Origin of the sequence: Aquimarina sp. U1-2, from assembly GCF_017897595.1 — a bacterium.
Taxonomy (GTDB): Bacteria; Bacteroidota; Bacteroidia; order Flavobacteriales; family Flavobacteriaceae; genus Aquimarina.
The window spans coordinates 493,442-518,872 of the sequence record NZ_JAGKIK010000001.1; the positions used below are offsets into that span (position 1 = coordinate 493,442).

Below are 25,431 nucleotides of genomic sequence, written 5' to 3' on the forward strand. Positions count from 1 at the left end.
ATAAAAGTGTGGTTTATACCAAAGTGAATTTAACCCGGATTATGTATTAGAATTTCGTAATGAGGGTTGAAATATCAATAAAAACAGGTGTTTTCTCAATTTCATCGTAGCACCGCTACGGTGACATTGAAAAATACAGCGCAGCGTTTGTTTTTGAAGGTATTTTAAGCCGTAATAGATCTTATAATCATATTCCGGGTTTAAAAAAGGGGAATCCTAGTACTGGACTCCCCGTTTTAAAACTATATAAAAATAAGAAGAATGTGGCTACTTATTTGGTTGCATGACAGCATCAATGGTATTAATGAACCCATTTGCTGCCTCTACATCGGTGGTGATTAATTTTCCACCATTTCCCATTTCGTCAATTAAAAATATACTATTTCCTTTCAATGTAGCGGTTAGTTTTTTTCCACCTAATGTTTTTAAAGGAACACTACCTCTTCGTTCATTGATAGCTGCGACTATATCTTCTTTGGTAATTATACTCGGTATAATATGATATTTTACTATCTCGCTAAGTTGTTCTTTATTTTCAGGCTTCAAAAGTTTTTCAACGACACCTTCAGAAAAACCATCAAATGCAGTATTGATAGGTGCAAAAACTGTGTACCCTTGCTTTGTATTGAGCTCTACATCTAATTCGGTAGCTTGTAATGCTTTAACGAAAATAGAGAATCCCTGATCTACTGATACAAACTCGATAATTGTAGGAAGTTTTTCTTCGACTTTCTCTGTATCCTCTATATTCTGGGCAATTAGTTCTTCATTTTGATTAGACTCCTGCTTTTTCACTTGATCACATGAGGCTAAAACTACTATTGAAACCGTGAAAAAAGTAACTACGTTTAATATTTTCATTTTGACTAATTTGAGATTGAAAATTTTATTTAAACACTAAACTGATTAGATCATCAAGTAGTATTATTTATGTTGTTAAATATATTTTAAAACAAGTTAAGAGATGTTAACAAATGAGAATTCGCAACGAGTCGGTTAGTAATCGTTAAACCAGTTTACTATTTTGGCATGTAGAGAACTTTAAGTTTAAAAACTACAACATTAAAACTATACAAACATATACGTATGTCACATAAAGACTGGTCATCATTAACTCTTACAAATAATAAAAACAATCCAAAAAAACGTTTTGAGTTACATGTAGATGATAAAATAGCATTTATAGAATACATTTTGGCAAAAGAAGACACCATTTATTTAACCCATACAGAAGTCCCCAGGCCGCTAGAAGGTAATGGATTAGGTAGTGCTCTTGTAAAAAAAACCTTGGCATTTATAGAAGAGAAAGGATATCAACTTGTGCCTTTGTGTCCTTTTGTAGCCGCATACCTTAAAAGATATCCAGATACTGTTAAGAGGATTTTAAAAAAAGGATATTCGATTTAAGCTAATCAGTAAGCATTTGCCACAAGGTATCTTTTAATTCTTGCAAACCTTGCTGAGCAACCGATGATATAAATACATAAGGAATTACGAAATGTTGATCAAGTTCTGCTTTCAGTTCTTGCTTTAGTTCATCATCAAGCATATCACATTTTGATATCGCAATAAGCCTGTCTTTATCCAAAAGATCAGGATTGTACCGGCGTAACTCGTCAAGAAGTATTTCGTATTGTTCGACGATATCACTAGCATCAGCGGGAATTAAAAATAACAATGTAGAGTTTCGCTCGATATGACGCAAAAAGCGATGTCCGATCCCCTTTCCCTCTGCTGCACCTTCAATAATTCCGGGAATATCTGCCATAACAAAGGTTTGAAAATCGCGATATTCTACTATGCCAAGATTTGGTTTTAATGTCGTAAACTCATAGTCTGCTATTTTTGGTTTGGCCGCTGTAACTACTGATAAAAGAGTTGATTTTCCTGCATTAGGAAACCCTACCAAACCCACATCGGCAAGTATTTTAAGCTCTAAAGTAATATCGTGTTGTTGTCCTTCTATTCCGGGTTGTGCATAGCGAGGCGTTTGATTGGTAGGGCTTTTAAAATGCCAGTTTCCACGACCTCCCATACCTCCTTCGACAACTACATATTCCTGCCCTTCTTCAGTAATTTCTTTGATTACATTTTGTGTATCGGTATCTCGAATTACTGTTCCCAAAGGCACATCGATATACACATCTTCCCCATCAGCTCCGGTGCTACGGTTTTTACTACCGTGTGCCCCGTGTCCTGCTTTGAAATGACGCTTAAACTTAAGATGATAAAGCGTCCACATATTTGGATTGGCGCGTACGATTACATGTCCTCCACGACCACCATCACCACCATCGGGACCTCCTTTGGCAATATATTTCTCTCGGTGTAAATGTGCAGAACCTTTACCTCCATTTCCGGAAGTTACATGCAATTTTACATAGTCTACAAAATTCCCTTCTGTCATAATAATGTTGCCACTTATTATTCTGGCATGATCCAGAATAAATGTATTCGTAGTTAAAGAACTGGTTTCGACATTGTTCAATTTGCTAAAAAATACTATTTTCAGCTAATTATAAAAAAGTTTAGATAAGTTCTATAGGCCTTAAAAACGATACTTTCCTTTTCAAAGATTACATTTAGAGCTGATCTATCACCTGGCTCAATCTTTCAGTAATGTCTTGAATATTGCCTACCCCATCAACCCCGAAGTATTTATTTTGCTTTTGATAATATTCTTTTAAAATAGCAGTCTCTTCGTAATATACTTTTATCCGATTTCGAATTACTTTTTCGTCGGCATCATCTGGTCGTCCCGAGGTTTTTCCTCTTTCTAGTAATCGTTGTACCAGTACCTCGTCATCTACTTCTAATGCGACCATCGCACTTACCTCTGATCCTTTTGTTTTCAACAATGCAGATAAAGCATCTGCCTGTGCTTCAGTTCTTGGGAAACCATCAAAAATAAAGCCATTTGCTTTTGGGTTCTTATCCACTTCAGCATTAAGCATATCTATAGTAACCTCGTCTGGAACCAACTGCCCTTTATCGATAAACGATTTGGCAAGTGTACCCAATTCGGTAGCATTTTTGATGTTGTATCTAAAAACATCGCCCGTAGAAATGTGAATTAGATCATATTTTTCTTTTAAAACCTCTGCTTGTGTTCCTTTTCCTGCCCCTGGCGGACCAAATAACACCAAATTTGTCATTTTAATTGATTTTAGTTGATATACATCCGTAAGATTTCGACCCAGACCATTATAATCTAGTCCGTATCCTACAATAAATTTATTAGGAATACTAAGCCCGTAATAGTCTATCGTAACTTGTTTTTTATACACTTCGTTCTTAAAAAATAAGGTAGCAACTTTAATTTCTTTACAACCTGCATCTTTTAGTGTTTTATGTACCCATGTTATCGTATTTCCTGTATCCACGATATCTTCGAGTACAACAACAGTTCGGTCTAAAATATTTTGACCTAATCCTATACGTTCATCAATTTCGTTGGTCGTTTGTGTTCCCTGGTAAGATGCTAGTTTCACAAAATTAACTTCACAATCAAACTTAAATCGCTTTAGTATTTCAGAAACAAACATAAAAGCTCCGTTTAACACTCCAATAAACACTGGATTTTTATCAAACAAATCAGCATTTAATTGATCTGCAATCGTATCAATAGCGTTTTCGATTGTCTCTTCGGTAATGAAAGGAACAAATTCTAAATCATGAAGTTTGATCATAATTTTATTACTTACCAGTACAATATTTTTTTGATGAAAACGGCAAAGATAGTGATAATAAAAGATTGACTCTATGATTTGCTTCGTATTCTTATGGTTATTCTTTCTGAAAAAATTATTTTTGTTTTTCATTAAAGTAAATACGAAATCCCTGCAATGACAAATTTTTTCTCGTCCGATTTTAAATTAGGAATATTGGGAGGTGGTCAACTAGGTAAGATGATGTTGTACGATACCAGAAAATATGACATTCAAACGCACGTTCTTGATCCGAATCCTGAAGCACCTTGTAAAATAGCCTGTGATCACTTTCAGCAAGGTAGTTTAATGGATTATGAAACGGTCTACAATTTTGGTAAAAAGGTCGACGTGCTAACTTTTGAAATTGAGACCGTAAACACGAAGGCGCTGGCAAAACTAGAGAGAGAAGGAAAAACAATATATCCAAGTTCGAAAACTTTAGAAATTATACAGAACAAAGGAAATCAAAAACTTTTTTATCAAGACCACCATATCCCTACGGCAAAATTTAGAAGATTTTCAAATAAAGCACACCTCACAGAAGGCATTACCGATTATCGCATCAAGCTCCCCTTTGTATGGAAAAGTACTCAAGGAGGGTACGATGGTAAAGGAGTATCGGTTGTTAAAACAGGGGCAGACGTAGCAAAACTACCTGATGTCGAATGTATAGCTGAAGAAATGATTGATTTCAAAAATGAATTGGCAGTTATTGTTGTTCGTAGTGTAAGTGGTGAAATCAAAACATATCCTGTGGTAGAAATGGAGTTTCACCCAGTAGCAAATCAAGTAGAGTATGTCATATGTCCTGCTCGAATAAGCGATAAGATTGCATCAAAAGCCATAGAAGTTGCCAAGAAAGTTTCAAAAAAATTCGAACATGTAGGGGTGCTGGCTGTAGAAATGTTTCAAACCAAAGATGATGAAATTTTGGTAAATGAAGTTGCTCCCAGACCACATAATAGTGGTCACTACAGTATAGAAGCCAGTTATACGAATCAGTTCGAACAACACATACGCGCGATATTAGATTTACCTTTAGGAGCTACCGAAAGTAAGGTAGGTGGTATCATGGTAAACCTGGTTGGTGCCGAAGGTTATAACGGTGATGTATTGTATAAAAACATAGATAAGATTATGAAGCTTCCTGGTGTAACTCCACATATTTATGGCAAAAAACATACACGTCCGTTCAGGAAGATGGGGCATGTTACTATAGTACATAAACAAATTGACGAAGCGCGTAAAATTGCAGAACAAGTCAAAAACACTATTAAAGTAGTATGTAAGTAGCTTTTTTTATGGAAAAAACAACCTATGAATATAGAGTGAAATATACAAATGCACTAGAGCGGGCTTGAGAATAGGATTAGCTTATCAATCAAAGTATCGTTTTAAAGTAGCAATACTAAACACAATAATATATGAGTAAAGTAGGAGTAATAATGGGTAGTACTAGTGATATGCCTGTAATGGAAAAAGCGATAGAAGTATTGCAAGGGTTCGATATTGAAGTCGAGGTAGATATCGTTTCTGCACATCGAACTCCCGAAAAGTTATTCGACTATGCCAAAAATGCGCATAAGAGAGGTATTACAGCTATAATTGCAGGTGCTGGAGGTGCGGCACACTTACCTGGGATGGTAGCATCATTATCACCCTTACCAGTAATAGGTGTACCGGTTAAATCACGAAATTCTATCGACGGCTGGGACTCAGTACTTTCGATCCTTCAAATGCCCGGCGGAGTTCCAGTGGCTACCGTAGCATTAGACGGAGCGTTAAATGCCGGAATACTGGCAGCTCAAATCATTGGTGCAAGTGATTCATGCGTTTTGGATAAAGTCATCGTATATAAAGAAGGGCTTAAGCAAAAAGTTATAGAAGGCGCCAAAACTATTACACAATAATCAAGAGTGAAGATTACATTTTAGTAGTTAAATCCATGATAACAAAAAAGAGTCACCTTTCGGTGACTCTCTAAATATCAGGTCTTACAGAAGAATATAACAATATTTATTAACCAACTTAAATATATTACACAAAAAATTCAAAGTAAGACCATACTCTTAAAACCTATAACAAAGGTAAAACCTTACTTTGATTACACAATACATGTAACACTATTTTTATTAACAATTTCGATGAAAAGCTCATATTTTCGATAAAATGTTTATTTTCTGCATTTTACACTATGATTTTTGCTGAAAAAAATTTAATTAACAGGGTTGTTAACAAAAAATTACATGTTTTTAACAAAAAAAGAAGGAGTTATTATCATTTTGCTTTGCATATCTTTGGATTTTCTACCAAACGGGTTTAAACCAATTCACCTAAAAAGAAATAAACATCATCAAAAACGAAATAAAGATGTTTTAAATTTGCATATAGTGTAGAACTCGAAATTCATTAATTAAGATTTTTAATAAAACATGAGCAATCCATTACTTAAACCCTTTGATATAGCACCTTTTTCACAAATCGAATCAGCACATTTTTTACCGGCAATAAAAAATGGTATTGCTATTGCCAACAAAGAAATAGATCAAATCGTTTCTAATCCTGATGCACCTTCATTTTCAAATACTATAGAAGCATTAGAATATAGCGGAGAATTATTAGGCAGGGTAACCAGCGTATTTTTCAATTTGAATAGTGCAGAAACCAACGATGAAATTCAAAAGATAGCTCAAGAAGCTTCCCCGCTATTGTCTGAATTCAGTAATGATATTGCGCTTAATTTTGACCTATTTAAACGAATAGAAGCCGTTTACCAGCATAGAGAAGAACTTCAGCTTAGTCCAGAACAGCGTACATTACTTACCAAAAGATATAGATCATTCTCGAGAAACGGTGCTAATCTTCCGGAAGATAAAAAAAGTGAGCTTAGGGCAATTGACAAAGAACTTTCAAAATTAAGCCTCAATTTTGGCGAAAATATATTGGCAGAAACGAATGCTTTCGAAATGCTGCTTACCAATGAAAACGATCTTGATGGCCTACCCGAAGGAGCTAAAGAAGCGGCAAAGGCGATGGCAAACACCAGAAATAAAAAAGGCTGGCTATTTACACTAGATTATCCCAGTTTTATCCCTTTTGTTACCTATGCCAACAATAGAGCACTCAGAAAAAAAATGTTACTTGCCTTTGGCGCCAAAGGATTTCATAATGACGAGTTGGATAATCAAGAGCATGTTTTGAAAATTGCAAACCTTCGTCACCAAAGAGCCCTAATTTTGGGATATGCATCGCATGCACATTATATATTGGAAGAAAGAATGGCCGAAACACCAGACAAGGTGTTTTCTTTTCTAAATGAAATTTTACAAAAAGCAAAACCCGCAGCAGAGAGGGAGTTTAAGCAATTAGAAAAGTTCGCAAAAGAGTTAGACGGTATAGATCGTCTCGAAAAATGGGATGGAGCGTACTATACCGAAAAATTAAAACAAAAATTGTTCGATCTTGATGATGAAAAGTTAAAACCATACTTCAAACTAGAAAATGTAATTTATGGCGTTTTTGAAGTAGCACACAAGCTTTTTGGACTTCAATTTAGAGAAACTGATCAAGTAGACACCTATCATGAAGAAGTAAAAACGTATGAAGTTACCAATGCGAAAGGAAATTTTGTAGCGCTATTGTATGCAGATTTTCATCCTAGGCCGGGTAAACGTAATGGTGCCTGGATGACTTCATATAAAACTCAAATGAAAAAAGAAAGTCATGATATTCGTCCGCACGTATCTATCGTTTGTAATTTTACAAAACCGACTCCTAGTAAGCCTTCACTTTTAACGTTTAACGAAGTCACTACGTTATTTCACGAATTTGGTCATGCCTTACACGGTATGCTAGCAAATACAACCTACCCTGGCCTATCTGGAACAAGTGTATACTGGGACTTTGTAGAACTACCTAGCCAAATTCTTGAAAACTGGTGTTATGAAAAAGAAGCACTCGAACTTTTTGCCAAACACTATAAAACAGGAGAAACCATACCGATGGAGCTGATTGAAAAAATTAAAGAATCAGCAACTTTTATGGAGGGTATGGCGACACTACGTCAATTAAGTTTTGGTTTATTAGACATGGGATGGCACGCGAAAGATCCTAGTTCTATTACCGATGTGAAAACATATGAGAAAACAATATTTAAAGAAACTTTGCTATTTCCTGACATTGAAGAAAATTGTATGAGTACTTCATTCGCACATATTTTTCAAGGGGGGTACTCTGCTGGGTACTATTCTTATAAATGGGCTGAAGTATTGGATGCTGATGCTTTTGAATATTTCAAAGAAAATGGAATTTTCAGCAAAAAAATAGCTCAAAAGTTTAGAGATCATGTTTTATCAAAAGGGGGTACCGAAAATCCTATGACCTTGTATAAACGCTTCAGAGGTAAAGAGCCAAAGCCAGAAGCCCTTTTAAAACGCGCCGGACTTATAAAATAACGCCAAGTTATGGTGTATTGATTTTTATTTCAGGCTTTTAAGAAAAAAAATACGAATATCCGTAATTTAATCTAAACGATTTGCGTTGAGCTGAATACTGAAACGAGTTCAGCACAGGCTCGTTTCAGCTTCTAATCTCAATGTATTGATAATGAACGTAATGAGATCCTGAAATGAATTCAGGATGACTTCTCAGTTAAATTTTAGGTATAATAACGGATAATCAATAAAAAAAATTAGAGGTCAGTAGCAAGCTACCTCACCGTGATGATAAGTTCTCGACGCTGCCCAAACAGATAGTAAGTTTAACCCGCTTTATGCATTAGAAAATCTATTACCAAATTCTAATACATAACCCGGGTTAAGTCAAATTTATATTATTTGATTACTATTCTTTCTACTACCGATACTTCACCTTCCGTTTGTAGCTTTAAAAGATAAATCCCTGGTGTTAATTTTAGCTTTTTTGCAGAATAGGTTTGTGTTCCCGACTGTAAAGACAACTGAGTAATTTTTGCTCCTGCAATAGAATAAATCGAAGCTTTTATATCCTTTATACTATCCTGTCCTATTTGTATCGTAAAATTATCTTTTGTAGGGTTTGGGTTGATAACCACCGAAGATAATATTCCTTCGGGCTCATCTCCTAAGTTGCGAGAAACTGCCGTTTGATACGCGTTAGCACCTCTCAAAGTAGCTTGCCCACAGGATCCTTCGTGGATTTTTATATTAGAAAAGGTCGATGTATTGCCACTCCCTGCATCATTATCGTTAATAAATACCAAACGATCCATAGCACCCGTGTAAAAACTTCCTACAGGAATGCGGTATCGTGCAGTCCCACTAGAATAGGTATCATAATTGGTTATTCCATAATTTTGTGTGCCATGAATCTTGAAATATTGTTCAGCAGTTAGAATATTGTCATTTTCAAACCCTATTCCGTGGATTTCACCTTGTGCATTACTATTAAAATCAAATTCTAAAATTGTAGCAGCGGTAACGGTATAATTAAGCACTATATATTTCCAGGTGTTGTTTTGCAATGATAATCTATCACCTTCACTACTTACCAAATAACTACCTTCAGCATCTTGATTTGAAAATGAGGTAATGGTGGCGTCATTAAAATTTATTGTAGTACAATTATCAGGATCAGGATCTACACTGGATTCACCAATATGTATGTCGTCGATAGCCATATCCCCTTGCCAACTACTACCTGTAATAGCATTAAAACGAAACTGTATAGTCGAGCCAACATATGTATTTAAATTGATCCTTGCTTGGTTCCAACGGTCACCTTGCGCACCCGATTTATTAAAGATTGAAACCCAAGAAGAACCATTATCGGTACTAATTGCTAAAGATAAAGTTCCTATGGCGCTTCCTTGCATATGATACTTAAAATTTATTGAGGCCGTAGTCAATCTGCTCAAATCAAAACAAGGAGAATTAAGTATTGCACTTTTATTTGGAAAACCACTGCCATTACCAGAGGCTTCTACATAAATATAAGACGAGCCCTGAGAAGCACTATTGGGTCCGGTACCATTCGACGGAGTACCGCCGGTATTCATGATCCAGTTGATATCATCGGTAGTAGATTGTTTCCATCTTCCTATAGATTCTTCAAATCCCTGTTGATCAGGAAATGCAGTGATTAGAGTGCTACAGTCCTCCCCACCGGGACCTCCTGTTGCTGTTCCGTTAGAAATTTCTATGATATATTCTAGCGCTAACTTGGCAAATTTTGCGGCATGGGTAGCATCAGGTGTAGGTGAGCGATCAAATGTATCCCTGGTTGTATGGATATTAGGATTACTTTCATTAAACCTTGCTTCAAACGGAAAGGCAACATCATATCCTTGCTGTGCCCAACTGTAATGATCAGAACACCCGTAGTTACATTGTGAGGTGCCATATGTTATTTGATGTGTACCTGATGCATTATAATGATTCATTAATAAAATTAGAAAGTCGTTGAGTGCGTCGTCATTATACGAATCTGTAGAAACATAAACATCGTTTGTCGATCCTTTGTAATTTGTCATATCCAATTGCATATAACTGATCACATTTACATTTCGTCTTTTATAATCTTCTGCAATTTCTTTTGAACCTCGTAATCCAACCTCTTCTGCAGCAAAAGCCATAAATTCTACAGTACGTTTCGGTTTAAAATTCATCGTAAACAACACTCTAGCTGCCTCTGTTATGGTAGCAATACCCGATGCATTATCATCGGCTCCCGGTGCATTAGTCGTATTATTATTTCTAGCTGTAGAATCAATATGACCACCAATAATAACAAACTCGTCGGGATCTTCTGTCCCTGTAATAGTCATTACTACCGAAGGCATTGAAGTACTGGTGTGATTTACAATTCTTACCGAAACATCGCTACGATTACTTGCAAGACTTTCCCATTTGGTTTTTAAATCCAATACAGCACGTCTAGCGCTAGCTGTTGTATGATATCGGGTTCCGTAATCTTCTAACTCTTGGATTTGATTCGCAATATTAAAATTATTCACAAGATCCAGGCTTTGTCTTACCAAAGCATCCTGGGTAATTGAAAATACGGCTTGTCGTTTTTGTACAGATTGCTTATGAATTGCAGTAATCGAAGCGATAGCATTTTTTTCTGAAGTTTCGTAAATAAACCCTGGACCGTGTACTAAAACCTTATGATGTAATTCTTCGGCGGCATTCGGACTTAGTAAAACAGCACTATACGCTCCTTTCGAACTAATTATCTTGATATCTTCTGGATGATTGATTTTTAATCCCTGAGCATCTCTGGTTTGCATAGTTGCGAAGAAGTGTTTTGTTGGTGATTGTGCGAAGCCTTTGCTCAAAAACAAGCACAAGCAAGTCATGTAGATGATTAAAATACTATTTTTCATAATTTATAAGTTTGTGTTAGAAGATTAACTTACATAAAATCAACGTCTAACCAAAATGGCTTCTCCACAAAATATTAACTGTATACACCTCTTTTTATAATAAGTAAACTACCCCGGCGCAAGTCCACATGGCATACCTGGAAAATAATTTTTTAATCTTGAAGTAAGCCTTTGGGGTATTATACCCTTTGACAGTACCAATAAATTATTTTAAACTTTCAAAATATTTTGAAAGTTTAAAATAATTTGTATATTTGAAACATGAATTACGATGAAGCAAAAAATAAATTTATCTCTACCTGGGGAGCATTAGGCACATTATGGGGAATTAATAAGGCCATGGCTCAAATACATGCCTTGTTAATGATATCACCAGAACCACTTTCTATGGAAGATATTATGGAAGAATTACAAATTTCAAGAGGAAATACGAGTATGAACTTGCGCCAACTAATGGACTGGGGAATCGTTTTTAAAGAAAATAAGATGGGTGAGCGTAAAGAGTTCTTTACTTCAGAAAAAAATGTTCAAGAACTTGCCAGACAAATTGCAAAAGAAAGAAGTCGTAGAGAATTACAACCTACCATTAAAGTGTTGAACGATGTATCAAATATTGAAGAAGATGGTACTGCAAAAACTAAAGAACTCATACAACAAACAAAAGCTTTGCATGAGATGGCCAATAATTTAGATATTATGATGAATAAAGTTATAGGTCAAGAAAATAATTGGATTACAAAAGCTTTGGTTAAATTGATTAAATAATAATAAAACTGTTGAGAAAATTTCAAATCTCATCACTATTGAAATTTTTACGATGAAGTAACCTATTAATTACGAATATATCTCAAAGGTTCTTCACTTCCTAGAATTACAAACTATAAATAGTCTTAATATTAACTTTCAATATTTTCTGAAAATTTAAAACATTTAATATGAACTTTACTATTCCTAACTGGCTAATTATCACAGGAGGCATCGGTCAAATATTTACTGCTTTGATCTATCCATATATTCGACACAAAGTTTTTGATTGGTATACCGATGTAAAACAATTAAAACCACTAAATCAAGAAATCGCCAAGACCTACGGAAGATACATTCAAGGTCTTAATTTTTCGTTCGGTTTGATTGCCATTATTCTTACATCACAACTAAAAGAACAATCTGAACTGGCCATTGCAATCACAGGTCTTATTGCTGCGTACTGGGTAGGTAAAGTCTTAACTCAAATTGCCTATTACCCAATGTATGAAATTCCTAAAAAAACTATTTTTAAAATTGGTAGCTATTTCATGAATTGCCTATTTGTACTTTTTGCTGTAGTCTATAGCTTACTATTAATTTATAATTGTATTGGATTTTTCAATCTTAATTAAAAACTATGAGCACACTTACACTACTGGAAAAATTAAGAATCAAACGTTCTGCAACCCAAGAAAAAATTAGTAATTTTTATAATGAAGCAACTGAAGATTATGAATTTTGGAGTAAAGACCTAAATATGCATTTTGGATATTACATTCCTTTTAAAACAAGTTTTTTTAAAAGAGATTCGATGCTTAATGAAATGAATAATCAGATCTTTAATCGTTTACAAGTTTCCAAAAAAAACTCATTGCTAGCAGATTTGGGTTGTGGTATGGGTGGTACCATGCTTTACGGTCTAAAAAAATATCCTCTACTTCATATTATAGGTAGTACACTTTCTTCATTTCAGGTAAAAGAAGGAAATCAACGATTTAAAAATTGTAACGGACTCATACTTGAAGAGAATTATGAAAACACCTCATTTTCAAACTGCAGTGTTGATGGCGCTTATGCCATAGAAAGTCTATGTCACTCTGGCCATAGAAGAACAGTTTTACAAGAAGCATATAGAATTTTAAAACCTGGAGCCCGACTAGTGATTGCAGATGCCTTTTTAAAAAAAGATGCAAAAAAACTATGTATGGGGAGTAATTATTGTTACGAACAACTTTGCAAAGGATGGAGTTTAGAAGGATTAGGTAATATTCATAAAGTTAAAAAAACGCTAGAACAAATAGGTTTTAAAAATATCGTGGTCGAAGACATCTCGTTTAGGGTGGCTCCTTCTGTACTACATGTTCCTTTTGCGATTACCGGTTTTGTACTTAAAAAAGTGTTTAAAAATGAACTATTACAACCTCAAAGTCTCAATAATTTGAAAGGTTCTCTATTCGCCTTGCTTTCTGGTCTTCATTTAAAAAGTTTTGGATATTATTTAATAACTGCTCAAAAATAATACGATGAATGAGATCGTACTTCATACACATATCCATGCTTCTGTAGAAAAGGTATTTAATCTATCTCGAGATATCGATTTTCATATGAGTGCTGCCAAGCATACTCAAGAAAAAGCGATAGCAGGACGAACTTCGGGTTTGATAAAACTACATGAAACCATAACCTGGAGAGGAAAGCATTTTGGATTCTACCTAACACACGAAAGCATAATTAGCACTTTCAAATTTCCTGAAAAATTTACAGATGAAACGAATATTAATAAAATTTAAAAATTTCTTCACCAAGTAGCTATGGTTGTTTTTTATTTTGAAGTATAAACGGAAAAGGGCAATTTTTGATGAGCAATTTTAAAGTGGAAATGGTATTACTACTTAAACAATATCTTACTCGCTTTTTGTTACGTAGAAATTCAGCAATTAAAAAATACCTAGAAACATCTACATTATAAATGGTCTTATACGAAATATTGATTGAAATGTTGACAAACTATCTTGCTACTTGCTGTAGATTTGTAAGAGCATTATTAGATTCAACTTTTTATCCTATTTTTGATGAATCCAACACCAAAAGACGATGTCGACACATACTTTAAATCCCAATACATGGGTTGATCAATACAGTGATTACTTATTTAACTATACCATTGTAAGAGTCGATGATAAAGAAATCGCACAGGATCTCGTGCAGGAAACATTTTTTGCAGGTCTTAAATCTATGAAGAATTTTAAAGGTGAAGCAAGCGAGCGCACATGGCTTATTTCTATACTGAAAAGAAAAATTATCGATCATTACCGCAAAATTAATAGCAACAAAGGAAAAGCAGAGATAAGAATAAACTATGCTGCAGACGGTGAAACTGAAGGTGACTGGCTCGAAGAACGAGTTGCAGATCCTTTTGATCGCAACGCCGAAGGTGAGATTGAAAACGAAGAATTGGGCCTGGCCATACATAATTGTATGGGAAAGTTACCTGCAAAACAAGCTACTATTTTTAAAATGAAAACCATACAAGGTTTCGAAACTGAAGCCATTTGTAATGAATTTGATATTACTGCGTCTAACCTGTGGGTTATTATACACAGGGCACGCACCGCTATGGCTGAATGTTTAGAAAAAAATTGGTTTTAGAAGGAAAACATGGATAAAAGTACTAAAAAAGGAATTTTTGTAAGCTGTACAGAAGCAAATCACTTTTGCGACAAAAACCAATATAAAGAAGCATCTTTTTGGGAAAAAGTGAAGCTAAACATACATCTTATTTATTGTAGGGCCTGTAGAAAATATTCTGTAAAAAATTCAAAATTAACCAAACTAGTTAAAGATCCTAAGGTAATTAGTATTGCCCCGCACCAAAAAAACGCAATGAAAGAACGCATAAAAGAAAAGTTGTCTGAGCAAGAACCTTAAATAATTAACTAAAGAAATTGAAAACACTTCAGAAAACATCATATGGATATTTGAACCCTGATGTAGTCTCACATAAATAGATAACTTAGTACAACTATACCAAAGTACCATAGTATAGGTACACTTTCTACCCAAAATGAGCAATAATATTTAGATTGCATTTTTTCGGTTCCCCATAAAAATAACAAACTTATAGTGGTTATAAGAATGGTACTTAAAATCTCAATTGAAGAAATCGTAGTTTTAATAGCGGTTAACAATAAGAATACCACTAGTAGACAGCTACCAAAAACCTTGGTTCTAGTGACCCCAATTTGTTGAGGGATCGTCTCAAGATGAGTCGAATCATACTGAAGATCTCTTATTTCAAAAGGAAGCATGATTACCACTATAAATAGAAATCTTTGTATGATTTCAACCACAAAATCGTAATTCAATACCGCATTTGCGTAGATCATAGGGACCAATACAGTCATACCCGCCCACACTATGGCGATAATAAAAATTTTAATTCCTGCCAAACTGCGTAGGCTGTGATTTCTAGGAAAAATTGGCACTACATACAATAGTGTTAGTGCTGCAAAAGGAAATATATACAAAATGGTTTTTAAAGATAAAGTGAATGTAAAATAAACAAATAACACCATACAAAACCATGTAAAAAATCGAATGCTTTTCATCGATTTGGTTAATCTTTTATGATACAGTTTGGATGTGTTCGAATACTTTACAAAATTATACGCTACTATAGACCCAAAAAATAGGGTAAAAACGAAGGTATGGTCTGTAGTCACCCCAAATTTTATAAACGTTATTTCTATTAGTGCACATATGGATACAGCCACATGAATACTGCTATTGATGTAAAATCTAAAGACACTTTCTAAGGTTTGCACGTCGTTTACTAAAGGTTACCTGTTAATAACCTTCGAAGTTGGTTAAAAACTTGACATGCTCTCGTTAATTAATTGTGAAATTTTTAAGTATTAAATACGTACTTTTGCAATCTCAATTACAACTGTTTTTTTGCTATGAAAACTGACTCTTTTAAGCTGCGTCATATAGGTCCGTCAAAAAAGGATCTTGACAGCATGTTAGAAACTATTAAAGCCGATTCTATCGATCAGCTTATTTATGAAACTGTTCCTGATGATATTCTATTAAAAAAACCTCTTAATCTTGCCACAGCAATGAGTGAGCAGGAGTACTTGGCACACATGCAAAAACTATCTGGTAAAAATAAGGTATTTAAGACCTATATCGGTTTGGGATATCACGAAGCATGTTTGCCTGCTGTAATTCAAAGAAATATATTAGAAAACCCAGGATGGTACACAGCATATACACCGTATCAAGCTGAAATTGCCCAGGGCAGATTAGAAGCGTTATTGAATTACCAAACCATGATTAGTGATCTTACCGGTATGGAATTGGCGAATGCTTCTCTTCTAGATGAAAGTACTGCCGCTGCCGAGGCAATGACTATGTTGTTTGCAGTACGCTCTAGAGATCAGAAAAAAAATAAGGCGAACAAATTTTTTGTTTCTGAAGAAATTTTACCGCAAACCTTAGATTTGCTTAAAACAAGAGCTACTCCTCTTCATATTGATTTGGTCTTAGGAGACCATCAAAAATTTAATTTTTCTTCTGAATTTTACGGGGCTATCTTACAATATCCCGGCAAATCAGGACAGGTATATGATTATGCAGATTTTGTAGAAAGCGCACATCAGGCAGATATAAAAGTAGCCGTAGCCGCAGATATTTTAAGTCTGGTTTCTTTAAAATCACCTGGTAGTTTTGGTGTAGACGTTGTAGTAGGTACAACACAGCGTTTTGGGATACCCTTAGGATACGGAGGTCCTCACGCTGCTTATTTTGCAACTCGAGAGGCTTACAAAAGAAATATTCCCGGAAGAATTATCGGTGTTACTCAAGATATGAATGGTAATAGAGCGCTTAGAATGGCACTTCAAACCAGAGAACAACATATTAAACGAGACAAGGCGACTTCAAATATATGTACAGCACAGGTATTATTAGCTGTTATGGCAGGAATGTATGGGGTATATCATGGCCCTGAAGGACTCAAATATATTGCATCTCATGTTAATAATTCAACATATACCTTATCACAGGCTTTGCAAAATCTGGGATATGAGCAAATTAATACGACGTATTTTGATACCATTAGCATAAAGGCAAATGCCAATAAAATAAAAGAAGTTGCCGAAGCCAATGAGGTTAATTTCTTTTATCCAGATGTTGAAACAGTATCGATATCGTTGAACGAAGCAACAACTATTGAAGACCTTAATACTATAGTTGCTATTTTTGCAAAAGTTTCAGGGGTTAATATTGTTAAAATTTCTACTTTAGACACTTCAAATACTATCAATAAAAACCTTGTTCGAAACACAGATTTTTTAACTAACGAAGTATTTAATACCTATCATTCGGAAACCGAATTAATGCGTTATATCAAAAGACTAGAGCGCAAAGATTTGTCATTAAATCATTCTATGATCCCTCTTGGATCTTGTACCATGAAGCTTAACGCAGCGGCAGAGATGTTACCTCTAAGTGATCCTCAATGGGGTAATATCCATCCATTCGCACCTGTAAATCAAGCTCAGGGATATCACGAAGTGTTAAAAACGTTAGAAGACCAACTCACTGAAATCACAGGTTTTGCCGGCACCTCTTTACAACCAAATTCTGGAGCACAAGGAGAGTTTGCAGGGCTTATGGTAATTCGTGCCTATCACGAATCCAGAGATGATCATCATAGAAATATTTGCTTAATTCCTTCATCTGCACATGGCACCAATCCCGCATCTGCAGTTATGGCAGGAATGAAAGTGGTAGTTACCAAAGCTACAGCAGAAGGAAATATTGATATTGAAGATTTAAAAGAAAAAGCTGTTGAGCACAAAGATAATTTGGCAGCATTAATGGTTACCTACCCTTCTACTCATGGAGTTTACGAATCTGCTATCAGAGAAATTACACAAATTATCCACGACAATGGCGGACAGGTTTACATGGATGGTGCAAATATGAACGCCCAAGTAGGATTAACCAATCCGGGAGCCATTGGTGCCGATGTTTGCCATCTCAATCTACATAAAACTTTTGCAATCCCTCATGGTGGTGGCGGACCTGGTGTTGGACCAATATGTGTAGCCAAGCAGTTGGTACCTTTTTTACCAAATAACCCTGTAATCCCAACAGGTGGTGACCACGCAATAACTTCAATCTCTGCAGCACCTTGGGGCTCATCATTAGCATGCCTAATTTCTTATGGATATATTACGATGCTAGGAGCCAAAGGACTCAAAGAAGCTACTGAATACGCAATTCTTAATGCCAATTACATTAAAGAGCGTCTAGATGGGCACTATAGTGTATTGTATGTAGGTGAACGCGGAAGAGCAGCACACGAGATGATAATCGATTGCCGACCTTTTAAAGCAAATGGTATAGAAGTTACTGATATTGCCAAACGATTAATGGATTATGGCTTTCATGCTCCTACTGTATCTTTTCCGGTAGCCGGAACCATGATGATAGAGCCCACAGAAAGTGAAAGCAAAGAAGAGTTAGACCGATTTTGTGATGCGATGATAGCTATTCGACATGAAATTAGTGAAACTTCTGCTGAACATCCTAATAATGTGCTTAAAAATGCACCTCATACGATGGCAATGCTTACCGCAGACAATTGGGATTTCCCGTACTCTAGAGAGCAAGCTGCTTTTCCTTTGGCTTATGTTGCCGAAAATAAATTTTGGCCAACGGTACGTCGCGTAGATGACGCTTACGGAGATAGAAATTTAATCTGTACTTGTGCTCCAATAGAAGAATACATGGAAGCAGAAGCATAATACCAAATACATATAAGAATTGTAGGAGGATGTCTAAAAAGTTGTCATTCCGAGAGAAGCGAAGGAATCTGTTGAACTTAAGTTTTTGATAAACAGATTACTTCAAAATTAAAATTTTTCGTAATGACGTTTTTTAATACTTTTTAGACACCTTCCTGTTTTTTAAAACACGACCATTACAGTACTGTGAATTGCTTTTTTAGGAACGGAATATTCAAAAAAAATTTGAACATCCGCTATAAATCATAAAATTAACTTTAATGTCTGGTCGAACACAGTCGAGACCTGATTTTAAGCTCGTTGGATTTACTAACCTCTCGACTGCGCTCGAGGAGACAGTGCGATATGACTGATTACGGATATTCATTAAAAAAATAAGTCTTTCAAATAGTTGTCAATCTTCTTAAATCTTTATTTTTATCTTCTATAATCAAAATAACTATGTACGAAGGAGCTTTTCCGCATAAAAGATACCAGAAAACACTAGAATTCCTTAGAACTCACGTCCCTGCACCGGGTACAATTTTGGATTTAGGTGTTCGAAACCCTTTTGTCGAGTTTATGGAAAAAGAAGGGTATCAGGTATCAAACACCTCTGGTGAAGATTTAGACTTACATACCGATGTAGTTAAAAATAGTACTATTGAAATAGTAACTGCATTCGAAATATTTGAACATCTTATTGCTCCTTTTAACATTTTGCAGGATATCAAAGCTAATAAACTAGTAGCTTCAATACCTTTAAAACTATGGTTTTCTAGCGCATACCGAAGTAAAACTGATCCCTGGGATCGACATTATCACGAATTTGAAGACTGGCAATTTGATTGGTTACTAGAAAAAGCAGGCTGGAAAATCAAAGCAAGAGATAAATGGACACATCCTGTAAAAAGATTAGGAATACGCCCTTTATTACGTCTATTTACTCCCCGATATTATATTGTTTATGCAGAACGTAGTGATTAGTAGTCGGTAAAAAATTAATAAAAAAGTTGTAAACCATTTATACGAAGAAAAAATTGAATACTAATGAAAAGCTATTATCGCTAAAATCTGAAACCAGATAAAATAAGCAACTATACAGTTTGAATATTTACATCGTCATACCTGCACATAACGAAGAGCGTTATATTTCTCAAACATTAGCATCATTGGTATCGCAAACACTTCTTCCTAAAAAAATTGTAGTAGTTAATGACCACTCTACTGATCAAACAGCGAAGATAATTCAGCAATTTTCAGAGCAATATCGTTTTATAACACAGGTAAAAACAGTATCAACACAAGATCACATGCCGGGTAGCAAGGTTATTCATGCTTTTTATCAAGGGTTCGCTACTTTAGATGAACATTATGATATCATTTGTAAGTTTGATGCAGATTTAATTTTCCCCTCAAATTATCTAGAACAAATAGCGAAGCATTTTAAACATAACCCAAAGCTAGGTATGGCAGGTGGATTTTGTTATATTAAAAACAAAGATACCTGGATATTAGAAAATTTAACTCGCAAAGACCATATTCGAGGAGCATTGAAGGCATATCGTAAGGCATGTTTTAAAACTATAAACGGACTTAAACCTGCAATGGGTTGGGACACCATAGACGAACTGCTAGCTCAATATCATCATTGGCAAATCAAAACTGATGAATCACTTCATGTAAAACATTTAAAACCAACCGGAAACACCTATAATTCAAAAGCAAAGTATCAGCAAGGCGAAGCGTTTTATCGTATGCGCTATGGATTTTGGCTTACTTTAATTGCTTCAGTAAAATTAGCCGTACTTAAAAAAAGACTACATCTTCTTTTCGATTATATGCATGGTTTTTTTAAAGCAAAAAAATCAAAACGATCTTTTCTCGTTTCCCAACAAGAAGGAAAATTTATACGCAAACTTCGGTGGAATACTATAGTAGCTCTTTTATTCAATTACAAAAGATAAAACATCCCCGGTAGCCCCATTGGGAAATGCTATCCCCAGCAAAACAGAAATGGTAGGTGCTATATCTGTAATTTTCGTTTTACGTGTCGTACTTCCCTTTTTTATGCCTCGACCAAAAAATAGTAAGGGAGCATGGGTATCATAGGTTAATCCTGTACCATGAGTCGAACCTGTTCTAGAATAGCGAACAGTAGCCGGATCTAGTACGATAATCACGTCCCCGCTCCGTTTTTGATTATATCCTTTTTGAATCAAAGCTGCAATCCCTGTAGTATAATCACTGGATTCTAGTTGAGTCCTTGTAAATACTTTATCTACCTGGTCTGCTTGCAGTACACGATGGGCAACAGCTTCTTGTAAATCCTGAGCACGAATATTATTTTTTTCAAGCACATCATAATCGAAAAATATCTGGTAATTGGAGATGTTTTTAATCAAATTCTTACTACCAAATTTAGATGCTACAAAGTTTTCGATATCAGCTTTAAACGCATTAGCATCGTAATACCCAGCAGGAATTTTAACCGACTTTAAATAGGCAGGTACATGAACGGCTCCGTGATCTGCTGTTAAAAAAACTGTATATTTTCTTTTTCCAACTTTACTATCCAAGACAGCGAATATACGTTCAAGATCTTTATCTAATCGTAAATACGTATCTTCAATTTCTTTAGAATTTACCCCAAAATTATGTCCTACATAATCTGTGCTTGAAAAACTGATGGTTAGAAAATCTGTTATTTCATCTGTACCTAGTTGTTCTCCTTCAATAGCAGCTATAGCAAAGTCAGCAGTTAAATTATTTCCGTAGGCAGAGGATTTAATAATATCATATCCTTCATTTTGATCCTTTAACATAGCAAGATCATAAGGAAAAGTTGCTGTTTCTTTTCCTTTATACCCGCTTTCAAATGTATTTTTATCATCACCACTTTCTACGTATGAATTTATATCATATAAGGTGTTCCATTCTTTTAAATACGACTGCACTTTTCCTGATGCATTAAAAGCCGTTACCCATGAAGGTAAATCTTTTCTGTAATAAGTACTTGTAATCCATTTCCCTTCTTCTTTTCCTCTAAACCAATACGCTGCATTGGCTGTATGTCCTGCCGGAAGAATAGCACCACGATCTTTAATTGCAATGCCTATTGTTTTTCCCAGTAATTGTGTATGTAATCTATTTTGATCTGCTACTGTAGTGGTTTTCATACGGTGGGGCGACATTTTTTCTAAATCGCTATCCAAACCTACTGTTTCGACAGAAGGATCACCTGCACAGTATACCCTTTTATTACTAAACTTATCATACCAATGATTAGAAATAATACCATGGTTTTGTGGTGTAGTACCGGTATAAATTGAAGCATGTCCCGGACCCGTGTATGTAGGGACATAATTAAAGTGGTTATTTTTGCAATTAAACCCCTCATTCATCATACGCTTAAAACCATGCTCACCAAAACGATGATAAAAACGAGTAAGGTAATCATATCGCATTTGATCTACTACAATACCAACGACAAGTTTGGGAGGATCAATAATCGTACTTTTCTCTTGAGCATTTACAAAAATTTGTATCCCAAAAATGCATAGAATTAAAAACGCTTTCCTAATCATAATTTTAAACATATGTATAGCAAAAATAGTATGTACACAAATGTAAAACTTTAATCGAAGGATAAATGCTGTCGGTGATTTTTTTTCTATTTTAGCTTATCTAATTGCACAGCATGTTTTATCTAGACGATATCGGACGATATTTTTTAATGCTCAAAGGAGTTTTTAGTCGAATGACCAAAGGTTCGGTTTTAAGAAACCTTATATTTAAAGAAATCGATGATTTAATTATAGGGTCTCTCGGGATTACGGTCTTTTTGGCATTCTTTATAGGTGGTGTAGTCGCTATTCAAACAGCATTAAATCTTACAAATCCTATATTGCCCAAAAAATTGATAGCTTTTGCGTCGAGACAATCGGTTATTTTGGAATTTGCCCCGACTTTTATTTCGGTAATTATGGCAGGTAAAGTAGGTTCTTTCATCACTTCAAGTATTGGAACCATGAGAGTAACCGAACAAATAGATGCACTTGAAGTAATGGGGATTAATTCTCTTAATTATTTAATTTTTCCAAAAATAGTTGCCATGTGCATGTATCCTTTTGTGATTGCTATTGCCATGTTTGCCGGTATTCTAGGAGCCTATGTTGCCGGGGTATATGGTGGATTTGTTCCCAGTACCGATTTTTTAACAGGTTTACGAGAAGAATTTATTCCTTATCATTTAACCTATGCCTTTATAAAAACATTTATTTTTGCTTTTTTACTGGCTACAATACCTTCTTTTCATGGATTTTATATGAAGGGAGGAGCTCTAGAAGTAGGAAAAGCGAGTACTTCTGCATTCGTTTGGACTACCGTCGTTATCATTATCTCTAATTATATACTCACCCAATTACTTTTAAGTTAATGATCGAAGTTATAGATTTACATAAAGGATTTAATGGAGAAGAAATTTTAAAAGGAATTACCACCACTTTTCACCGAGGTAAAACAAACCTTATTATCGGTACTAGCGGCAGTGGCAAAACGGTATTTTTAAAATGCTTACTTGGTCTTTTTACTCCAGAGCAAGGGTCTATTTGTTATGATGGAAGTGTATATTCAGAACTTGGTGAAGAAGAGCAAAGAGACTTAAAAGAGCAGATGGGAATGGTATTTCAAGGAAGTGCACTTTTCGATTCGATGACTGTAGAAGAAAATGTAATGTTTCCGCTTCAGATGTTTACCAAACAGAAAAAAAGTGAAATGCTTGATCGAGTTCATACCGTATTGAATCGAGTAAACCTTGAGAACGCAAACGATAAATTACCTTCAGAAATAAGTGGAGGAATGCAAAAACGTGTTGCAATAGCCCGCGCCATAGTGACGCAGCCCAAATATTTATTTTGTGATGAGCCTAACTCTGGACTCGATCCAAAAACTGCAATTGTTATCGACAACCTTATTAAAGAAATTACAGAAGAGTACGATATTATTACAGTAATTAATACTCATGATATGAACTCGGTAATGGAAATAGGAGAAAAAATTGTTTTTCTAAAACATGGAAACTTAGAATGGGAAGGTGACAAAACTCAAATATTTAAAACAGATAATCAAGCAGTTACCGATTTTGTGTACTCTTCAAATTTATTCAAAAAAGTGAGAGAAGCACAAATCAAAGGGATCTGATTTAACTCGAATGCATATTTAAGCTTGACTCTAAAAATCAGGACCGAACACTATGCATTTATACCATTTTGTAAAGGAAACGGCTTTCTCTCTTTCTTTATTGGCACTGTCAAAGGGAACAATACCACCGAGGCTTGTCTAGAAATTGAAAAAATGTATTCCACAAATGCCTCGTGGGCTTGCCCCTAGGTAGTTTACTGTAAAAAGGTAAATTAGCGTTTTAGCTTGATTTAAGAATAGAGTAAGTTTTATTGACACTACCAAACCACTTGTTAAATATTACACAGGCAACCAAATCACCGGTAACATTGACGGTTGTTCTAAACATTCCCAGAATTCGATCGATACCAATGATTACAATGAGACCATCTGTGGGAATGCCCGAACTTTGTAATACTGATGCTAAAATAATAACTCCACCACCAGGTATAGCGGGAGTTCCGATAGAAGCGCCCACAATTGTAACTGTAATGAGCAGAAGATTAATTAATGACAATTCGATCCCATAGGCTTGAGCAATAAATAAGGCAGAAGTACATTGAAAAAGTGCAGTTCCGTCCATATTAATAGATGCTCCTACCGGAATTACAAAATCGCTTATATTAGAAGAAACTTGCAACTGCTCATCTGCAACTTTCATTGATAACGGCATTACTGCAGCTGAACTGGCTGTAGAAAAGGCCAACAGTTGAGGTTCTCGCACAGCTTTCAAAAAAACTAAAGGATTTTTTCTACCGATGATGGTCAGCAGCACCATATAAAATATGAGTAATATTGCTAGACCCAAAAGCACAACAATCATATAATACCCCAGTCCTAATAATACCTCTACCCCCAAATCAGATAACAAAGCAGCAATAAGACCAAATACCGCTACAGGTACCAATAGCATTGCCCAGGATACCACAATCATACATATTTTTTGAGTTGCTTCTATCATTTTTATTATGGGTAATGCAATATGTTCTTCGAGCTGGGTAATAGCTACACCAATAATTATAGTAAAAATAACAACACCCAACATTTCGCCTAATAAAATTGATTCTAAAGGATTGTCTGGAATTAAATTTGAAATCGTTTGCGGGATATTTTCAAAAGTAAGTACATTTTCTTGAGTTTCTATTTTTTCTTCTTCGGCACCTGGTAAACCACCTAAATCATTTACCAATGCTCCGGGTTTCATAAAAATAGTTAGTGCTGCTCCAATCATTATAGCAACCGCTGTAGTAAAAACAAAATATAATAATAAACGCAAACCCATGGTTTTTAATTGTTCTGGATTATTACTTATGATTCCTGAAATAATAGAAGCAAATATCAACGGGATCATCACCATTTGAACCAATTTCAGGAATATTTTACCAGGAAGATCTAACCAGTTAGATAGCCAGTCGCTAAACGACTGATCAACGATACCAAGGGAAGGATTTAAAAATATGCCCAGACCAATACCCAGAAATAATGCCAAAATTACTTGTAACCATAATTTACCTTTGGTAAGCCTTTTTAAATGTGATGTTAAATCGTTAAGCGGAGTAATTTCTATCATCATATCCAACTATCAAATTACAGATATCGCGAACCTAGACAAAAATTACTTTTGAAACAAGGCTGG

Annotated in this window: 22 protein-coding genes; 15 read left to right on the forward strand and 7 right to left on the reverse strand. The window is 35.1% G+C overall.

Annotated elements, in window-relative coordinates:
- Positions 1-267: 267 nt before the first annotated feature.
- Positions 268-861, reverse strand: a complete 594-nt coding sequence (locus J8281_RS02125) for a fasciclin domain-containing protein (RefSeq protein ID WP_210195925.1) — start codon at positions 859-861, stop codon at positions 268-270.
- A gap of 225 nt (positions 862-1,086) precedes the next feature.
- Between J8281_RS02125 and J8281_RS02130 the strand changes: the two genes are divergently transcribed.
- Complete coding sequence (locus J8281_RS02130; protein WP_210195926.1) at positions 1,087-1,407, forward strand: GNAT family N-acetyltransferase; 321 nt, start codon at positions 1,087-1,089, stop codon at positions 1,405-1,407.
- 1 nt (position 1,408) lies between these two features.
- Here the strand turns inward: J8281_RS02130 and obgE are convergent, their stop codons facing one another.
- Positions 1,409-2,407, reverse strand: coding sequence for a GTPase ObgE (gene obgE, locus J8281_RS02135; protein WP_210196078.1), 999 nt, complete (start codon positions 2,405-2,407; stop codon positions 1,409-1,411).
- A 175-nt stretch (positions 2,408-2,582) separates the two neighbouring features.
- Positions 2,583-3,689 carry an adenylate kinase gene (locus J8281_RS02140; protein ID WP_210195927.1) on the reverse strand — a complete coding sequence of 369 codons (1,107 nt, stop codon included), beginning with the start codon at positions 3,687-3,689 and terminating at the stop codon, positions 2,583-2,585.
- A 156-nt stretch (positions 3,690-3,845) separates the two neighbouring features.
- Between J8281_RS02140 and J8281_RS02145 the strand changes: the two genes are divergently transcribed.
- From J8281_RS02145 to J8281_RS02155, 3 genes are all read left to right on the forward strand, one after another.
- Positions 3,846-5,003 carry a 5-(carboxyamino)imidazole ribonucleotide synthase gene (locus tag J8281_RS02145; RefSeq protein WP_210195928.1) on the forward strand — a complete coding sequence of 386 codons (1,158 nt, stop codon included), beginning with the start codon at positions 3,846-3,848 and terminating at the stop codon, positions 5,001-5,003.
- 131 nt (positions 5,004-5,134) lie between these two features.
- Positions 5,135-5,620, forward strand: a complete 486-nt coding sequence (purE, locus tag J8281_RS02150) for a 5-(carboxyamino)imidazole ribonucleotide mutase (RefSeq protein ID WP_210195929.1) — start codon at positions 5,135-5,137, stop codon at positions 5,618-5,620.
- 522 nt (positions 5,621-6,142) lie between these two features.
- Complete coding sequence (locus J8281_RS02155) at positions 6,143-8,164, forward strand: M3 family metallopeptidase (RefSeq protein ID WP_210195930.1); 2,022 nt, start codon at positions 6,143-6,145, stop codon at positions 8,162-8,164.
- Between the two features lie 377 nt (positions 8,165-8,541).
- Here the strand turns inward: J8281_RS02155 and J8281_RS02160 are convergent, their stop codons facing one another.
- The gene (locus tag J8281_RS02160; RefSeq protein WP_210195931.1) at positions 8,542-11,073 is read right to left on the reverse strand and encodes a M20/M25/M40 family metallo-hydrolase; all 2,532 of its coding nucleotides are present in this window, start codon (positions 11,071-11,073) and stop codon (positions 8,542-8,544) included.
- Positions 11,074-11,334: 261 nt separating this feature from the next.
- On the opposite strand from J8281_RS02160, the gene J8281_RS02165 reads away from it, so the two are divergent.
- From J8281_RS02165 to J8281_RS02190, 6 genes are all read left to right on the forward strand, one after another.
- Complete coding sequence (locus J8281_RS02165) at positions 11,335-11,838, forward strand: GbsR/MarR family transcriptional regulator (RefSeq protein ID WP_210195932.1); 504 nt, start codon at positions 11,335-11,337, stop codon at positions 11,836-11,838.
- Between the two features lie 170 nt (positions 11,839-12,008).
- Positions 12,009-12,452 (forward strand): hypothetical protein, encoded by a 444-nt coding sequence (locus tag J8281_RS02170; RefSeq protein WP_210195933.1) that lies wholly within the window; start codon positions 12,009-12,011, stop codon positions 12,450-12,452.
- A gap of 5 nt (positions 12,453-12,457) precedes the next feature.
- Complete coding sequence (locus J8281_RS02175) at positions 12,458-13,339, forward strand: cyclopropane-fatty-acyl-phospholipid synthase family protein (protein ID WP_210195934.1); 882 nt, start codon at positions 12,458-12,460, stop codon at positions 13,337-13,339.
- A gap of 4 nt (positions 13,340-13,343) precedes the next feature.
- On the forward strand, positions 13,344-13,610 hold the full coding sequence (locus tag J8281_RS02180; protein WP_210195935.1) for a hypothetical protein: 267 nt from the start codon (positions 13,344-13,346) through the stop codon (positions 13,608-13,610).
- Positions 13,611-13,914: 304 nt separating this feature from the next.
- Positions 13,915-14,469, forward strand: a complete 555-nt coding sequence (locus J8281_RS02185) for a sigma-70 family RNA polymerase sigma factor (protein WP_210195936.1) — start codon at positions 13,915-13,917, stop codon at positions 14,467-14,469.
- Positions 14,470-14,478: 9 nt separating this feature from the next.
- Positions 14,479-14,748, forward strand: a complete 270-nt coding sequence (locus J8281_RS02190) for a hypothetical protein (protein ID WP_210195937.1) — start codon at positions 14,479-14,481, stop codon at positions 14,746-14,748.
- Between the two features lie 68 nt (positions 14,749-14,816).
- Here J8281_RS02190 and J8281_RS02195 read toward each other — a convergent pair whose 3' ends face one another.
- Positions 14,817-15,644, reverse strand: a complete 828-nt coding sequence (locus tag J8281_RS02195) for a hypothetical protein (protein WP_210195938.1) — start codon at positions 15,642-15,644, stop codon at positions 14,817-14,819.
- A gap of 135 nt (positions 15,645-15,779) precedes the next feature.
- Here J8281_RS02195 and gcvP point away from each other — a divergent pair, with 135 nt between their 5' ends.
- The 3 genes from gcvP to J8281_RS02210 all read left to right on the forward strand — a co-directional run bounded on the left by gcvP (position 15,780) and on the right by J8281_RS02210 (position 20,581).
- Positions 15,780-18,635, forward strand: a complete 2,856-nt coding sequence (gcvP, locus tag J8281_RS02200; RefSeq protein WP_210195939.1) for an aminomethyl-transferring glycine dehydrogenase — start codon at positions 15,780-15,782, stop codon at positions 18,633-18,635.
- Positions 18,636-19,076: 441 nt separating this feature from the next.
- Complete coding sequence (locus tag J8281_RS02205; RefSeq protein WP_210195940.1) at positions 19,077-19,601, forward strand: methyltransferase; 525 nt, start codon at positions 19,077-19,079, stop codon at positions 19,599-19,601.
- 119 nt (positions 19,602-19,720) lie between these two features.
- Complete coding sequence (locus J8281_RS02210) at positions 19,721-20,581, forward strand: glycosyltransferase family 2 protein (RefSeq protein ID WP_210195941.1); 861 nt, start codon at positions 19,721-19,723, stop codon at positions 20,579-20,581.
- Here J8281_RS02210 and pafA read toward each other — a convergent pair.
- Entirely contained in the window at positions 20,561-22,201 is a 1,641-nt protein-coding gene (gene pafA / locus J8281_RS02215; RefSeq protein ID WP_246848936.1) for an alkaline phosphatase PafA, read from the reverse strand. The two genes, J8281_RS02210 and pafA, sit on opposite strands and share 21 nt — an antisense overlap.
- A 113-nt stretch (positions 22,202-22,314) precedes the next feature.
- Here pafA and J8281_RS02220 point away from each other — a divergent pair, with 113 nt between their 5' ends.
- Positions 22,315-23,052, forward strand: a complete 738-nt coding sequence (locus J8281_RS02220) for an ABC transporter permease (protein WP_210195943.1) — start codon at positions 22,315-22,317, stop codon at positions 23,050-23,052.
- A complete protein-coding gene (locus J8281_RS02225; protein ID WP_210195944.1) occupies positions 23,052-23,816 on the forward strand; it encodes an ABC transporter ATP-binding protein in 765 nt (254 codons plus the stop codon). The genes J8281_RS02220 and J8281_RS02225 overlap by 1 nt, the downstream gene beginning before the upstream one ends.
- Positions 23,817-24,036: 220 nt before the next feature.
- Here J8281_RS02225 and J8281_RS02230 read toward each other — a convergent pair whose 3' ends face one another.
- A complete protein-coding gene (locus tag J8281_RS02230) occupies positions 24,037-25,368 on the reverse strand; it encodes a dicarboxylate/amino acid:cation symporter (protein ID WP_371812568.1) in 1,332 nt (443 codons plus the stop codon).
- Between the last annotated feature and the right edge of the window lie 63 nt (positions 25,369-25,431).

Coding starts and splice junctions, on each gene's coding strand:
- J8281_RS02225 (WP_210195944.1), top strand. CDS start 23,052: ATGATCGAAGTTATAGATTTACATAAAGGATTTAATGGAGAAGAAATT.
- J8281_RS02220 (WP_210195943.1), top strand. CDS start 22,315: ATGTTTTATCTAGACGATATCGGACGATATTTTTTAATGCTCAAAGGA.
- gcvP (WP_210195939.1), top strand. CDS start 15,780: ATGAAAACTGACTCTTTTAAGCTGCGTCATATAGGTCCGTCAAAAAAG.
- J8281_RS02130 (WP_210195926.1), top strand. CDS start 1,087: ATGTCACATAAAGACTGGTCATCATTAACTCTTACAAATAATAAAAAC.
- purE (WP_210195929.1), top strand. CDS start 5,135: ATGAGTAAAGTAGGAGTAATAATGGGTAGTACTAGTGATATGCCTGTA.
- J8281_RS02190 (WP_210195937.1), top strand. CDS start 14,479: ATGGATAAAAGTACTAAAAAAGGAATTTTTGTAAGCTGTACAGAAGCA.
- J8281_RS02155 (WP_210195930.1), top strand. CDS start 6,143: ATGAGCAATCCATTACTTAAACCCTTTGATATAGCACCTTTTTCACAA.
- pafA (WP_246848936.1), bottom strand. CDS start 22,201: ATGATTAGGAAAGCGTTTTTAATTCTATGCATTTTTGGGATACAAATT.
- J8281_RS02160 (WP_210195931.1), bottom strand. CDS start 11,073: ATGAAAAATAGTATTTTAATCATCTACATGACTTGCTTGTGCTTGTTT.
- obgE (WP_210196078.1), bottom strand. CDS start 2,407: ATGACAGAAGGGAATTTTGTAGACTATGTAAAATTGCATGTAACTTCC.
- J8281_RS02205 (WP_210195940.1), top strand. CDS start 19,077: ATGTACGAAGGAGCTTTTCCGCATAAAAGATACCAGAAAACACTAGAA.
- J8281_RS02180 (WP_210195935.1), top strand. CDS start 13,344: ATGAATGAGATCGTACTTCATACACATATCCATGCTTCTGTAGAAAAG.
- J8281_RS02230 (WP_371812568.1), bottom strand. CDS start 25,368: ATGATGATAGAAATTACTCCGCTTAACGATTTAACATCACATTTAAAA.
- J8281_RS02185 (WP_210195936.1), top strand. CDS start 13,915: ATGTCGACACATACTTTAAATCCCAATACATGGGTTGATCAATACAGT.
- J8281_RS02145 (WP_210195928.1), top strand. CDS start 3,846: ATGACAAATTTTTTCTCGTCCGATTTTAAATTAGGAATATTGGGAGGT.
- J8281_RS02170 (WP_210195933.1), top strand. CDS start 12,009: ATGAACTTTACTATTCCTAACTGGCTAATTATCACAGGAGGCATCGGT.
- J8281_RS02165 (WP_210195932.1), top strand. CDS start 11,335: ATGAATTACGATGAAGCAAAAAATAAATTTATCTCTACCTGGGGAGCA.
- J8281_RS02140 (WP_210195927.1), bottom strand. CDS start 3,689: ATGATCAAACTTCATGATTTAGAATTTGTTCCTTTCATTACCGAAGAG.
- J8281_RS02175 (WP_210195934.1), top strand. CDS start 12,458: ATGAGCACACTTACACTACTGGAAAAATTAAGAATCAAACGTTCTGCA.
- J8281_RS02125 (WP_210195925.1), bottom strand. CDS start 861: ATGAAAATATTAAACGTAGTTACTTTTTTCACGGTTTCAATAGTAGTT.